A 13,764-nucleotide genomic window follows, 5' to 3' on the forward strand; every position below is an offset into this window, starting at 1 on the left:
TCTACCGGCCCGCGAGGCGTTCCGCGATGCGGTGGGCGCCCTCGGCGGCGGCGAGGTCCGGTTCGTCCGGCGAGACGGCCTCGACGTCGCGGTCGAGCTCCGCCGAGAGCCGCTTCTCGAACTCCTCGGTCATCCCGGGGATGCACGCCATCCCGCCGGTGAGCGCGATGGGGTTCGCCAGCGCGAGCTGGTACGGCTTCATGTAGTCGTTCGCGAGTTCGGGGAGGAACTCGTTGGCCACCGCGTCGACCGCGGCGTCGAGGTACCAGTTCAGCGCCTCCTGGACGCTGTCCTCGATGGTGAACTCGTGGGAGCCGCCGCCGGGCTGCTGGACCACGTCCGAGAACGGCTCGAACGCGTCGAAGTCGCCGTGCTCCTCCTTGTACTCGCGGGCGGTCGTCAGGTCCACGTGGACGCGGCCCTGCGTCTCCTCCTCGACGTTGGAGACGATGCGCCGGTCCACGTCGTTGCCCGTGACCGACCCGGTCGAGAACGGGACGAGCTGGTCGCCGCGGCGGTACGCCGAGGCCTCGAGGTTCGTCGAGCCCATGTTCACCGCGATGAACACCTCGTCCACCGCCTCGACGCCGTCGCCGAGCGCGGGGATGGCCCCGCACAGCGACTCGGGGTACGAGCGCATCTCGACGCCGCCGATGGCGGAGGACTCGATGACGTCGGTGAGGTTCTCCAGCCCGGCGTCGTTCTCCATCGTCGGGACGGCGTACACCACCGTGCTCTCCTCGGGGACGCCGTTCGCGGCGATGAGTTCGCGGAAGTAGCGGTCCGCGAGCTCCGCGCGCTCGTCGTCCTCGGGGAGCCCCGAGCGGAGCATGTACTCCACGCGGTCGGGGTACTCCGCGGCGGCGCGTTCGCCGAACAGCGCCTTCTCGCTCCCCGTGATCGCGTCCTCGTACGTCGCGAGGCAGGTGAGCGAGCGGACCGTCGTGAGCTCGCCGTTCTGGTCGGGGTATTTCAGTACCGTTCGGGTCGAGCCGAGCTTGACGCCGACCGGGGTCGCTTCTCCGGGTTCGAAACTGTCGTCGTTCGCGTCTGATTCTGCTGCCATGGTTATCGGAGCGCGGCGAGGCGGGCGACGAACAACAGGCTCGTCCGGTGGTGACCGGGGCCCACCCGGCGGTTCTCCGCGTCGGAGAACGTCTCGAGGTGGGCGGCGAGCGCCTCCTCGGCGTCCGCCCCGAGCCACTCGACCCGTCCGTAGTAGGCGATGGCGTCGCGGGCGCCCTCGCACCCGCCGACGCCGACGAGGAATCGCAACCAGTCGAGCACGAGTCGCGTGCCGACCCCCGAGTCGGGGAGACTCGGGAGGTACGGTCTGCTCGTGCCGTCGGTCGCAGCGCCGAGGACGAACGCGTCCTCGACCTGCGCCGATCGGACGCGCGCCTCGGCCCGCACGAGGAAATCGTCCGGCGTCACCCACCGGTCCCCCTCCGGGCCCGCACGCGTCGGCGCTGCCGCTCCCGCCAGCGCCCGCAACTCCTCCGGGTCGTAATCGCTCGGATTGAGCATATTCGTTCGTCCGCACTCCCTGTGCCGCTACTCGTCGGATTCGCCAGCCGACATATAGGGGTTCGCCCCCGCGTATCAGCCGTGAAAACGGTCTGCGGGACGGGAACCGCGCGTCCGCCTACCCGAGCGTGAACTCGACCCGCTCGGTCTCGCTCCCCTGTGTCGTCCGCCCCGTCACGGTCACCTCGCCCACCTCGTCTGTGCCGGCGACGTGGGTACCGGCGCACGCGGTGCGGTCGAAGGGGTCCGACTCGTCGCCTACCTCGACGATGCGGAGTTCCGAGATCGAGGACGGGAGCAGGTCGATGCGGGTCCGCTCCGTGTCGAGTTCGGCCTCGGCGACCTCGCGGTCCATGGTGTAGTGGCGCACCGGGAGGTCGTCGTCGACGAGTTCGTTAAGCCGTGCCTCCACGTCCGCGAGGTCCGTCTCGGAGAACTTCGGGTGGCTCGCGTCGAGCCGCGCGCGGTCCGCGTACAGCTGGTTCCCCACCGTCGGCGCGTCGAACTCCTCGAGGAGCACGGCCGAGAGCAGGTGCTGGGCTGTGTGGTACCGCATGTGGGCGTACCGTCGGTCCCAGTCGATCTCGCCGGTCACGGTCGCCCCCTCCGCCGGAACCGGTCCATCGACGTGGTGGTAGACGGTGTCCTTCTTCGCCACGTCGGTCACGGTCGTCTCCCCATCGTCGAACCGCAGGGTTCCGGTGTCGTTCGGCTGGCCGCCGCCCGTCGGGTAGAAGTGCGTCCGGTCGAGCACCACCCGGTCGTCGAGCGCGCGCTCGACGGTCGCCTCGAACCCCCGGACGGTGCTGTCCGCGAGGTACAGTTGCTCGGTCACGCCGGAGGGAAGCCGGCCCGCCTATTTAGCGGTTCGCCCGCCGGCAGCCGCCTCCCGGGCATCCGCGCGCAGTAGTACGGGTGTCGTAACGCCTAAGAACGAAACACACCTCACATACCCGTAATGAGAACTACGCACGTCTCTCGTACGTATCGTCATCGGGGGTGGTCCATGTGGGAGTCGAGATAAAGGGCTCGAGCGTCGCCGACGAGGAGTTCGCGGACATGAAGCAGTTCGTCCGCGAGTACCTCACGGCGTCCGTCGAGTCGGAGGACGACGGGGGCCGGATGCGCTGGTACCCCTGGCACTCCGCGGAGTACCGCTTCAACCACATCCTGAACGTCGTGTCCCTCGCGGAGCGCATCGCCGAGCGGGAGGGCGCCGACACGGACGTGGTCCGCGTCGCCGCGCTGTTCCACGACGTCTCGAAGCTCGAGGCCGACCAGGACGTCCACGCCGAGGAGGGGGCGCGCGTCGCCCGCGAGTACCTGCTCAGCCGCGGCGAGTACCCCGAGTCGTTCGTCGACGAGGTGTGCGCGTCGATCACCGAGCATTCGTACCAGGGGCCGCTCACCGACCTCTCGCTGGAGACGCAGTGTCTCATCGAGGCCGACCTGCTCGACAAGGTCGGCGCGAACGGGACGGCGCTGATGCTCCTGCGGATGGGGTACGAGGCCCGGACGCACATGGACGCCGCCCAGATGGTCCAGCGCGTGCTGGAGCGCGGCGAGGACCACATCGCCCGCATCGAGTCCGACACGGCCGAGTCCATCGCCCACGAGCGGCTCAAGCGCGTGCGCTGGTTCCGCGAGTGGCTGGAGGACGAGGTGACGGAGATGGAGTGGGACCGCGAGGACCCGACCGGGGTCTGACCTGGACGGTCCCGCGCTGTTAGGTCGCTCGAGGAGCGGTCGCGAGCGGCGGTTTCCGACGTCGAGCCAGGCAGAGCGGTTGCGCCCGAGTGTCCAGTCAACCGCCGCGAGGGCTCGGCTTACACCGTGTCGAGTACCTACACCGTATCGAGCACGCCGATGACGCGCTCCTCGGCCTCGCGGCCGGGGTCGTGCTCGCTCCCGTCGCGGTCCGACTCCCGGTGCTCCGCCAGCGTCCGGGCCATCGCCTCCGACAGCGGGGTGGAATCCCAGCCGAGCGCCGCGAGCTTGGCCGTGCCGAGCACGTGGGGGTACTCGCGGTAGAGGACGAAGTCCGAGGTCGAGAGCCCCCCGGTCGAGAGTTCTCGTTCGCTCGCCCGGACGACATCGCACTCGGTGTCGGCCGCGTCGGCGACGAGGTCCACCATCTCCTCGATCGTGACGAGCCGCCGGTCGCCGACGTTGTACGCCTCACCGGGATCGCCCTCCTCGGCCACGATCCGCAGCGCCGACGCCACGTCCTCGACGTACGCGCGGTGCCAGACGTGCTGACCGTCGCCGGGGACGACCACGCGGTCGTAGTTCAGCACGCGGTCGAGCCAGTAGTCCATACGCTCGGTGTAGTCGTGGGGACCGTAGACGATGCACGGCCTGACGGACATCACGTTGACGCCGTCCTTGGCGGCCCGGTCCACGATGCGGTCGCCCTCGGCCTTCCGCGCGCCGTAGCTGTCCATCGAGTCGTCCTCGGCCTGCTCGGGCGTGCAGCCGCACAGCTCCGTCTCGCCCTCGCGCTTGGGGATCTCCTCGGCGGCGTACGCAGACCCCGAGGAGACGTACACGTAGCCATCAACGTCCGAGAATATCTCCACGGCCGCCTCGACGTCGGCCGGCCTGTACGCCACGCAGTCGACGACGATGTCCGGTTTCACAGAGAGCGCGGCCGCCCGCAGGTCGGTGTCGTTCGTGCGGTCGCCCTCGACGCGTGCGACGTCGTCGTTCCCGGAGAACGGGTTGTCGTGGTTCCCGCGGTTGAAGATGGTCACCTCGTAACCGTTGTCGAGCAGGTCCTCGACGACGTGCCGGCCGATGAAGCGCGTGCCGCCGACGACGAGCGCGGAGTCGGTCATACGAGCCGAGTCGGCTGCGGCGGGGAAAACAGCCGCGGTCACCGGCCCGGTTGCCGGTTCGTCCGGTGGTTGCGGGTGCCCTTTCCGGTTACCGGGTGCGCTCGCCCAGCGCATCGAGCACCTGCTCCTCCGTCTCGCGGTCCAGCGCGTCCTCCGGCCCGGTCACGCCGGCGTCGACGTGGGCCTCGGCGGTGCGCGCGACCGCCTCCGCTGGTGGGGTCGACTCCCAGCCGAGCGCCGCGAGTTTCCCCGTCGACACCACCGCCGGCCGCGGCGTGTACAGCGGGAAGTCCGTCGGCTCGACGCCGAACTCCGCCAGTTCGCGCTCGCTCGCGTGGACCGGCTCCACATTGGTGTCCAGCGCGTCCGCGATCAGTTCGAGCGAGCGCCCCAGCGAGAACGTGTTCCGGTCCGCGGCGTTGTACGCCTCGCCCGGTGCGCCGTTCTCGGCGACCCGGAGGAGCGCCGCGGCGACGTCCTCGACGTACGCCCGGTGGAGCAGCGACCCGCCGTCGCCCGGGACCAGGACGCGGTCGTACGTCGCCACGCGGTTCACCCAGTAGCCGAACCGTTCGGTGTAGTCATGCGGGCCGTACACCAGCATCGGGCGGACGGCCATCGCCTCGACGCCGTCCTCGGCGGCCCGCGCCACGACGCGGTCGCCCTCGGCCTTCCGCGGGCCGTACGTTTCCACGGAGTCGTCGTCCTCCTGATCGGGCCCGCACGGGTGCAGCTGCGTCGCGTCCTCGCGCATCGGCACGTCCACCGCGTCGTACGCGCTCCCCGAGGAGACGTACACGTAGCGGGCGTCGGAAAACACCTCGGTCGCAGTGCGGACCTCGCCGGGGTGCATCGCGACCATGTCGACGACGACGTCCGGGTCGGCCGCGTCGCGGGCGCGGATCAGGTCCTCGCGGTTCGTGCGGTCGCCCTCGACGTGCGAGACGGCCCCGTCGAAGGGGAACCCGTGCGTTCCGCGGCTCATCGTCGTCACGTCGTAGCCGGTTTCCCGGAACAGGTCGACGGCGTGCCGGCCGATGAAGCGCGTGCCGCCGACGAACAGGGCGTTTCCACCGGGAGACGAACTGGACATACGGGGGCGTCGGCGAGAAACGTGAAGAACGTGAGGGTCGGCCCGACCGGTCGGCTCAGATGACCTGGCCCCAGTAGGGCTCGATGAGGAAGAACAGCGCCTGGAAGCCGGCGTACAGCACCACCAGGCCCGAGGCGAAGATGGCGCTGTTCGGCCGTTCGATCTCCATCCCGTTGCGGACCTCGACGCAGCGCGCCTCGAACTCGAAGAAGTCCGAGATGAACAGGCCGACGACCAGCGTCGCCAGCACGAGTCCGCCGTGGGGCTGGACGATCGTCATCGCGAACGTCAGCAGGACGAGCACGACGTTCATGATCTCGTGGGGAAGGTACCGCGAGAGGGGGGCATCGTCGTCGACGTCCTCCTCCTCGGCCTGCCGGGCGTAGTTGCGCTGGGCGAGGATCCGGGTCACGAGGTTCGCCAGCACCACCACGAGGATGACGTACGGAAGCACGCCCGCGACGGCCTCGAGCGCCCCGACCGGAAGGGCGAACTGCAGCGGTAGCGGTTGCATGCGGGGTACTCCGTCCACGACTCATTAGAAGGTTTCCAATCCGCGCGAGTCGTCCCGCTGCGCCGTCGAGCAACCGCCCCGTCGGCGGTACCCTCTCGCGTCACCCTTGCGGCGTCACCTACCGCGTCGCCGCGACGCCGGGCACCCGCAGGAACTCGACGCGTCCGTCGCGAGCAACCTCGATGGGCGTCCCGGCCGGCGCGGACCCGACGACCCGGCCGTCGGCGACGAGGTCGACGTCGCTGTCGTCGCGCTTGACCACCAGCGTCAGGTCGGCGTCGAGGACCCACGTGTCCGGCATCGTCTCGAACGGCGCCACCGGCACGACGCTGAGCCCCCCTCCGGGGACGACCACGGACCCGCCGGCAGCGCGCGCGTAGCCCGCCGACCCGGCGGGCGTGGCGACGACGACGCCGTCCGCGCGGAAGCGGTCGACCTCCTCGGCGCCGGCGCGGACGGAGTACTCGGAGATGCGTGCCGGCTCCCTCGTCATCAGGCTCACGTCCAGCAGCGCGCGGGCGGCCCGCTCGTCGCCGACCGCCACCGAGAAGATCGCGTGGGGCTCCAACCAGCCCTCGCCGGACGCCAGCGCGTCGAGCGCCTCGTCCACCCGCTGCTTCGGGACGGAGTGGTTCCCCGGCCCGGCGTCGACGGGGAGCAACGGGACTTCCGGGTCCGCGAGCGCAGTATCCACGAGCGCGTCCTCGCCGAACGTGACCAGGGCGTCCGCCTCGCTCGCGGGGACGACCGCCCCCCCGACCGCCTCGACGGCGGCGCCGACCGTCCCGTCGTCGCCCGCCGTGGCGACCCGGAGTTCGCTCATCGTCGGTCGTTTCACGGGGCGGGACTTAATCGGCGTGGGTCGATCATCGGTCGTCGGGAGGCTCGGTGCTTCCTTCGGCACTGCATTCACGACAGCGACCGCGAGGACCACCGTGGAAGCCCCCGATCGCTCGGCTCCCGCGGCTCGTTGCGCGCGCTCGGTCGCTTTCGCTCCCTCGCGTGCTTACGGCGCCGGGGTTCGCCGAGCGATCGGCCCCTTCCATTCCCACCCGGAGCGCTGTCTGGCCGAGCGTCGTTCGGCGGATGGACGAGTCGACGTCGCCCTAGTGGTCGAGTCGCCGCTACTCCGCCAGGTTTCCGTCGTCGTCGTAGGGCCAGTCGCCGGTCACCTTCATCCCCTCGGCGAGGTCCTGTGCCTCGACGGCGGCGGCGATGTCGGCCGGGTCCCGGCGGGCGACGTCGGTGTCGTCGTCCGCGAGGTCCGCCACGAGCGCCGCGAGGAGGACGGCCTGCTCGCGGAGGTTCCGGACCTCGAGCTTCTCGAACGTGTCGGCGAAGGTGTGGCCCCAGCCGCGCCCGCGGCCCTCGGTCTTCCCCGAGACCATGTACCCCGGCACGCCGGTCTGCACGAACGGCCAGTGGTCGCTGTGGGGGTTCTGCTCGGGGATGGTCGCGACGGGGTGGTCGAACCGCTCGCCGACCCGGTCGGCCGCCGCTGTGAGGTCCTCGAACCCGTGGGTGTGGAGCTTGAGGGTGCGACCGAAGACGTTCGAGTCGACGTTGACGATCGCCTTCACGGCGTCGCGGTCGGTGCGGTCAGCTTCGACGGAGGAGCCGACGAGGCCGACCTCCTCGGCGCCGAAGGCGACGAACCTGACCCGCGTGTCGAGCGCGTCCTCGTTCGCCGCGAGCGCGTTGGCGACCTCGACGATCGTGGCCGTCCCGGCGCCGTTGTCCATCGCGCCCTCGGCGATGTCGTGGGCGTCGGCGTGGGAGGTGACGAGCAGTTCCTCGTCGGTGTCGGGACCCAGTTCGGCCATCGTGTTCCCGCTCGTCGCGTCGGGCGTCTCGCACTCGACCTCGACGGTGATCTCGTCGCCCTCGGCCCGCCGCGCGAGTCGTGCGCCGACCTCCGCGGAGACGCCGACCGCCGGGATGTCCCCGATCGGCGCCCCGGGGGTCCCGACCGACCCCGTCGGGGGGAGACACCCCTCGACGTGGTTCCGGAACACGAACCCAGCCGCCCCCTCCTGGACCGCGTAGTAGTACTTCTCGCGTCGGTGGATGAAGCGCTCGTAGTGGTCCGGCACGGTCGAGGAGACCATTACGACGGCCCCCTCCACGTCCGCGTTCTCGAAGTCCTCCGGGAGCCCGTAGCCGAGGTCGAGCAGGTCGCCCGTCGCCGTCCCCGACGGCGAGCGCGGGAGCGCGATACAGTCCTGCTCGCCGCCCGGCGCGTCGATCCGGGAGGAGCCCCGGACCCAGCCCTGGAGGTCGAACTCCTCGATCCGGGCGTTCCGGCAGCCGGCCTCCGCGAGCGCGTCCCGGACGCGTTCGAGCGCCTCGCGCTCGCCGGGTTGGCCGGCCATCCTGTTCCCGATGTCGACGAGGTCCTCCAGCAGGTCCCAGCCCGCGGTGCTGGTGAACGTCTCGCCGATCCAGTCGGTCCGCTCCGTGAGGTCGGTCATCGGGTGTGGCTCCGCGCCACGGGAGAAAGCGTTTCGGGAGTCGGTCCGTTCGTCCGGGTCGGTGTCGGTGGTCCTCCGCGAAGGGAACTTCCCGTGAAACAGGCGGAGAACGGCTGCCACTTCGTTTTCTCTGACCAACTTGGGGTTAATCCATCAGTTCAAGTGCCTCAGTGGAGAGTGGGTACTGTGACCGACGAGGACTCGTCCGGGGACGCGGAGCGTACGTCGGAGGCTTCGAGAGAGCCATCCGCGGAGCCTGACGATTCTGTGGTCCTCCACACGTCCATGAGGGCGTACGAGGAGGTCAAATCCGCGGACGCTGGCCCGCTACTTCTCGTCAGGAGTTCGCGACCAGCGTCGGGTACGTGATGCTCTTCGGACTGGTTCTCCTCGCAGTTACGGGGGTGTGGCCCCCGATGGTCGCCGTCGAAAGTGGGAGTATGCAGCCGCACATGACGCGAGGTGACCTGGTCGTCATAAGCGAGCCCGGAAGATTCGCCTCGGATGCCGAGTACGGCTCGACTGGAATCAGCACCTATCGAACGGCAAAGGGGATGGGGGTTCGAAACTTCGGTTCCTATGGGTCCGTGATCGTCTACCAGCCACCCGGTCGCAGCGGGTCCCCGATCATCCATCGGTCGCGTTTCTGGGTCGAAGCGGGTGAGAATTGGTACGGGAAGACGGACCCCGGGTACGTGGACGCCGAGAACTGTTCCGAACTCCGGAACTGTGCGGCCCCGAACTCGGGGTTCGTAACGAAAGGGGACGACAATCGAGCCTACGACCAGGCGACGGGACTCGCCCCTCCAGTCAAACCGGAGTGAATCCGTGGCACCGCCGAGATCAGAGTCCCATATCTCGGGTGTGTGCGGCTCGAGTTCGCGGGCTCAGGATGTATCGACGGTGTCCCCTAACAGTTCCTGCCTGACCGGCGTTTATTCCTAATAGGAGACGCGCACGAACTCGTATCCGTACACCCAGTTGAGCAGGAAGTACGTCACGACGCCGAGCACGAGCGAGAGGATCCACGCCGTCGCGGCGACCCGCCCGACGCGGGCGTGGGGCGTCCGACGGAGTTCCGCCGGCGTGTGGGTCACCCCGAGCGTGATGGCGTACAGCACCACCGGCACGGAGACGACCGAGAGGAAGATGTGGACCACGAGCATGAGGAGGTAGCCCAGTTCGACGGCGCCCGCGTACTGGCCGAGGAACATCCCCGACTCGACGACGATGCGCTTCTCGCCCGGCCCGCCGCCCACCTTCGAGAGGTACATGACGAGGAACACCATGATGAGCCCGAACGCGGCGCTCATCGCGGCGGCGTGCTTGCGGACTTCGTCCGCCCGGATCCACCTCCAGCCGAGGAGCAGGAGGGCTGTCGTCACCGTGTTGACGGCGGCGATGGCGTGGCTGAGGACGTTCACCTCCGCCTCGGTGAGCGACGGGAACACGGACTGGGGTACGACCCCGGCGAACGTCCCGATGACCAGCCCGTACCCGACGACCGACACCGCGGCGACGAAGGCGCGCGGGTGGGACTTGACCGCCCCGCGGAGCCCACCCACGTCGGAAGTTGCCATACGCGGGCGTATGGAACGGGGCGCCTTTCGTCTTCGGGTTCTGGTCTCCCGGCGACGAGTCACGTGCCGCGCGTCCCCGTTGGGGACCGGTTCGACCGTGCAGGTCCCGGGGAAAAACCTACAACCACCCTCGCGCGACTCACGCATGTGCCGTTCCGTCGACCCCTCCACCCTTCCGTCCTCCACCGATGAGCGAGGTCCACGCCACGCTCGCCGCATGGGTGCTCGACTGGTGGGAGCTCTGGGCGGTCGTACTCGCCGGCGTCGTCGGGACCGGACTTGCGCCCGCCGTCGTCGGTCGAACCGAATCGACCCGGCCGCTCGACCCCGCCCTCGCCGAGGCGGTCGCGCGCGCCGGCGTGCCGGCCGAGCGCGTTCGAGTGTTAGCGGGCGGTCGCGGCCCCGTCGCCTTCGCGGCCGGGCTCTCGCCGACCCGCGGCCGGGTGTTCGTCTCCGAGCGACTCGTCGCGGACCTCGCGCCGGAGGAGGTCGCGGCCGTGGTCTGTCACGAGTACGGTCACCTCGCGCGCCGACACGTCCCGGTGCGCGTCGTCGTCCCCGTCGCGTTCGCGCTCGCCTGGGCGGTCGGCGCGACGCTCTCGCCCGACCCGGGGTTCCTCGTCGGCGCCGCGCTCGTCCTCCCGGCCGCGTTCCTCACGGTTCGCGTCTCGCGCTGGACCGAGCACGACGCGGACCAATTCGCACGCGCGTCCGGGTCGGGGCCCTCGCTCGCCGCCGCGCTCGTCGCCCTGGCGGACGCCGGGCACGTGACCGAAGGCGGGTGGTTCTCCAGACACCCGTCGCTCGTCTCGCGGATCGAACGCCTCGACGAACACGACGTTGCGGGAACGGGATCCGAACCGATCGAGAACTCGACCGCGGCAGAGCCCCTCAGACGACGCCGGTGAAGGACGCGACCTCACGGGCGGCCTCCTCGCTGACGCCCCCGGCGAGGATGGTGTACCGGTCGCGGATCTCGTGAGCGGTGGTGAGCGCTTGGACGACGGTCTCGTCGTCGATGCCGAGCCCGGCGGCCGTCGTCGGCGCGCCGATTGCCCGGAGCGCGTCGCGGATGTCGCGCCAGGCGCCCTTCTCGCCGGTGTGGAGGTACTCGGTCATGATGGAGCCGACGCCGACCTGGTGGCCGTGGAGTGCTTCGCCCGGGGCGATTCGGTCCAGCTGGTGCGAGAAGAGGTGCTCCGCGCCCGAGGCGGGCCGGGAGGAGTCGGCGATGGACATCGCCACGCCGGAGGAGACGAGCGCCTTCGAGACGATCCAGGCGGACTCCTCGAGCCCCTGCTTGATGGAGCCCGCGTTGTCCACGAGCATCTCCGCGGTCATCTCCGAGAGCGCGCCGGCGTACTCGGAGTACTCGACGTTCTTCAGCCGACGGGCGAGCCGCCAGTCCTTCACGGCGGTGTAGTTCGAGATGATGTCCGCACAGCCCGCGGTCGTCAGCTCCCACGGCGCGTTCGCCATCAGCTCCGTGTCGGCGATGACAGCGAGCGGCGGATCGGCGGCGACCGAGTGACGGGTGTCGCCCTCGGGGATCGAGGACCGCCCGGAGACGATGCCGTCGTGGCTCGCCGCCGTGGGAACCGAGACGAAGCCGAGCCCCAGTTCGTCGGCGGCCATCTTCGAGATGTCGATGGGCTTGCCCCCGCCGAGCGCGACGAGGAACGTCGCCTCGGCCGCCTCGGCCGCCTCGATCACCTCGCCGACCGCCGAGAAGCTCGCGTCGCTCACCGTCGTCGTCGCGACGTCGTCGAACTGGTCGCGGACGCGGTCGCCGGCGATGTCATCCGGCGAGGGGCTCGTCACCAGCAGGGGGCGCCCGGCGAGCGAGAGCTCCTCGACGGCCGCGCCCACCTGGTCCACGACGCCGTGGCCGACGAGCACGTTCCGCGGGAGCTTGATCCACGTCGATTTCCCGAACATACCGCGCATCTCGGGACACCGGGCCAAAGGGTTTCCCGTGTCGTGTCGCCCCTGCGACATCGTCCCCTGCGGCGCGTCGACGGCCGACGACGTCCCGTGGCCACGAACTGTCGATGGAACTAACGCGCTGCCGGACGAACCCTCCCGGGCCATGGTCGCGACTTATCCCGTCCTCTCGTTGCTAGTGATCTTCGCGCTGTCGATGCTCGTCGTCCGGATCGGATCGGTGGCGCTGCAGTTGACCGGACTCTCGCCCGACGTAGCCTCGTTCCAGTCGGCGTCCGCGTTTTCCGGGGCCGGCTACACCACGGAGGAGGCCGAACACGTCGTATCGACGCCCGAACGACGGGCGGTGGTCAAGACCCTCATCCGCCTCGGCAGCGTGGGACTCGTGAGCGTCATCCCGTCGATCGTCCTGTCGTTCAACGATGGCGGGGAAGCGAACCTACTGAACCTGATATACATCGTCAGCGGGGTAGTCCTGCTCGTCCTCCTCGCACGCAGCCGGTGGTTCAACCGACTGGTCACGCCCGCGATCACGTGGTCGCTCAGACGAACGACCGACCTCGGCATCAGGGATTACACGAAGATCATCGGGCTCCAGCGGGAGTATCGGATCGCGGAGATCGACGTCCGTTCGGGTGACTGGCTCGCGAACGCGACCCCGAGTGGACTGGGTCTCGGCGACGAGGGCGTGTTGATCCTCGGGATCGTACGCAGGGACATATACGTCGGCGCGCCCGACTCCGACACCCGGATCGAACCCGGGGATACCGTCGTCCTCTACGGGAAAGAGGACCGGTTGCAGGAACTGGCAGGTCGCGAGGCGGGGGACGATCGGGCGCACGCGGACGCCGTCGAGGAACACGAACGCGTCCTCGCGGAGCAGGAGCGGCTCGTCGAGCAGTGACCGCACGCGACGGGTCTCGGATCGGATCCACCGTCGAGGCGAACGTTTACCTGGGAAGCCGGGACCAGACGCCGCGTGACCTGAGAATCGCCGGACGCGCCGCCAGCGATCGCGCGGCCGAGGCGCGTCCGGGACGGCACCCCCGCCGCCTGCCAGCCAGAACCGTGACTCCCCAGCCGCGCCGCGACCCTCAGCCCGCGAACCGACCGAGCGTCCCCGCCGCGTCGAGGAGGAAGGCCACGCCGAACCCGGCGAGCACCAGGGCCGAGAGCCCGGCGACGACCGGCGCGAGCGTCTCGACCCGTCGGCGCGCGGCCACCAGTGCGGCGGGAAAGCCGGTGACCCAGAGCCCGATCCCGCCGAAGAAGCCGACGACGAGCGCCGGGCTCCCGGTCTCCACGACGACCGACCCGGCGAGCGACGCGACGCCGGCCTCGGCGAACACGTCCACGGCTCCCGGTTCGAGCAGCCCGACGCCGACGGTGAGCCAGAACAGGACCTGGTAGGGGTTCGTCAGGGCGAGCACGAACGCCTTCCGGAACCCCGCCGACTCCTCGGGCGCCGAGTCGGCGGCGACGAAGGAGGTCCGGAGCGACCGCGCCGCGCCCACGGCGTAGTAGCACATCAACACGCCGCCGACGCCCACCATGACGCCGCGGAGCAGCGGATATCGCTCGACGACGCCTACGACGCCGAGGAGCGCGAGGAGGAAGAAGACGAGGTCCGCCGACGCCGCGCCGAGGCCCGCCTTCGCGCCGGCGGTCCACCCGCGGACGACGCTCTCCTCGGCGATGACGGCGTTCATCGGCCCCGGCGGCGCTGCCAGCGCCAGGCCGAAGAGGATCCCGGCGAGCAGGGAGAGGAGGGTCGCCGACACGTCCCGGCGAAGGAGAA

The 13,764-nt window shown here is 70.1% G+C and carries 15 protein-coding genes; 4 read left to right on the forward strand and 11 right to left on the reverse strand.

The genetic code is table 11. The features are described from left to right. Window position 1 precedes the first annotated feature (1 nt). The 3 genes from HUG10_RS17785 to HUG10_RS17795 form a co-directional block, all read right to left on the reverse strand. On the reverse strand, window positions 2–1,066 hold the full coding sequence (locus HUG10_RS17785; protein ID WP_179170842.1) for a rod shape-determining protein: 1,065 nt from the start codon (window positions 1,064–1,066) through the stop codon (window positions 2–4). 2 nt (window positions 1,067–1,068) lie between these two features. After that, complete coding sequence (locus tag HUG10_RS17790; RefSeq protein ID WP_179170843.1) at window positions 1,069–1,527, reverse strand: FlaD/FlaE family flagellar protein; 459 nt, start codon at window positions 1,525–1,527, stop codon at window positions 1,069–1,071. A 118-nt stretch (window positions 1,528–1,645) separates the two neighbouring features. Then, on the reverse strand, window positions 1,646–2,362 hold the full coding sequence (locus HUG10_RS17795; protein WP_179170844.1) for an alanyl-tRNA editing protein: 717 nt from the start codon (window positions 2,360–2,362) through the stop codon (window positions 1,646–1,648). Window positions 2,363–2,535: 173 nt separating this feature from the next. Between HUG10_RS17795 and HUG10_RS17800 the strand changes: the two genes are divergently transcribed. Next, on the forward strand, window positions 2,536–3,234 hold the full coding sequence (locus HUG10_RS17800; RefSeq protein ID WP_179170845.1) for an HD domain-containing protein: 699 nt from the start codon (window positions 2,536–2,538) through the stop codon (window positions 3,232–3,234). A 137-nt stretch (window positions 3,235–3,371) separates the two neighbouring features. On the opposite strand, the gene HUG10_RS17805 is transcribed toward HUG10_RS17800, so the two are convergent. The 5 genes from HUG10_RS17805 to HUG10_RS17825 form a co-directional block, all read right to left on the reverse strand. Further along, complete coding sequence (locus HUG10_RS17805; protein ID WP_179170846.1) at window positions 3,372–4,364, reverse strand: NAD-dependent epimerase/dehydratase family protein; 993 nt, start codon at window positions 4,362–4,364, stop codon at window positions 3,372–3,374. 88 nt (window positions 4,365–4,452) lie between these two features. Then, window positions 4,453–5,457, reverse strand: coding sequence for an NAD-dependent epimerase/dehydratase family protein (locus tag HUG10_RS17810; protein ID WP_179170847.1), 1,005 nt, complete (start codon window positions 5,455–5,457; stop codon window positions 4,453–4,455). A 55-nt stretch (window positions 5,458–5,512) separates the two neighbouring features. Beyond that, entirely contained in the window at window positions 5,513–5,971 is a 459-nt protein-coding gene (locus tag HUG10_RS17815; protein WP_179170848.1) for a DUF7313 family protein, read from the reverse strand. 118 nt (window positions 5,972–6,089) lie between these two features. Further along, on the reverse strand, window positions 6,090–6,794 hold the full coding sequence (locus tag HUG10_RS17820; RefSeq protein ID WP_179170849.1) for an NAD(+)/NADH kinase: 705 nt from the start codon (window positions 6,792–6,794) through the stop codon (window positions 6,090–6,092). 301 nt (window positions 6,795–7,095) lie between these two features. Beyond that, window positions 7,096–8,442 carry a M28 family peptidase gene (locus HUG10_RS17825; RefSeq protein ID WP_179170850.1) on the reverse strand — a complete coding sequence of 449 codons (1,347 nt, stop codon included), beginning with the start codon at window positions 8,440–8,442 and terminating at the stop codon, window positions 7,096–7,098. Window positions 8,443–8,858: 416 nt separating this feature from the next. Here HUG10_RS17825 and HUG10_RS17830 point away from each other — a divergent pair, with 416 nt between their 5' ends. After that, window positions 8,859–9,266, forward strand: coding sequence for a S26 family signal peptidase (locus HUG10_RS17830; protein ID WP_179170851.1), 408 nt, complete (start codon window positions 8,859–8,861; stop codon window positions 9,264–9,266). Window positions 9,267–9,383: 117 nt separating this feature from the next. Here the strand turns inward: HUG10_RS17830 and HUG10_RS17835 are convergent, their stop codons facing one another. After that, window positions 9,384–10,022 carry a DUF420 domain-containing protein gene (locus HUG10_RS17835; RefSeq protein WP_179170852.1) on the reverse strand — a complete coding sequence of 213 codons (639 nt, stop codon included), beginning with the start codon at window positions 10,020–10,022 and terminating at the stop codon, window positions 9,384–9,386. 188 nt (window positions 10,023–10,210) lie between these two features. Between HUG10_RS17835 and HUG10_RS17840 the strand changes: the two genes are divergently transcribed. Next, entirely contained in the window at window positions 10,211–10,930 is a 720-nt protein-coding gene (locus tag HUG10_RS17840) for a M48 family metallopeptidase (protein WP_179170853.1), read from the forward strand. Here HUG10_RS17840 and HUG10_RS17845 read toward each other — a convergent pair. Then, window positions 10,914–11,960: an NAD(P)-dependent glycerol-1-phosphate dehydrogenase gene (locus tag HUG10_RS17845; RefSeq protein ID WP_179170854.1), complete on the reverse strand. Its 1,047-nt coding sequence runs from the start codon at window positions 11,958–11,960 to the stop codon at window positions 10,914–10,916. The two genes, HUG10_RS17840 and HUG10_RS17845, sit on opposite strands and share 17 nt — an antisense overlap. Window positions 11,961–11,997: 37 nt before the next feature. Here HUG10_RS17845 and HUG10_RS17850 point away from each other — a divergent pair, with 37 nt between their 5' ends. Then, complete coding sequence (locus HUG10_RS17850) at window positions 11,998–12,870, forward strand: TrkA C-terminal domain-containing protein (RefSeq protein WP_246310185.1); 873 nt, start codon at window positions 11,998–12,000, stop codon at window positions 12,868–12,870. 190 nt (window positions 12,871–13,060) lie between these two features. Here HUG10_RS17850 and HUG10_RS17855 read toward each other — a convergent pair whose 3' ends face one another. Then, window positions 13,061–13,747, reverse strand: a complete 687-nt coding sequence (locus HUG10_RS17855; protein ID WP_179170855.1) for a LysE family translocator — start codon at window positions 13,745–13,747, stop codon at window positions 13,061–13,063. Between the last annotated feature and the right edge of the window lie 17 nt (window positions 13,748–13,764).

Source organism: Halorarum halophilum (assembly GCF_013401515.1).
GTDB lineage: Archaea > Halobacteriota > Halobacteria > Halobacteriales > Haloferacaceae > Halorarum > Halorarum halophilum.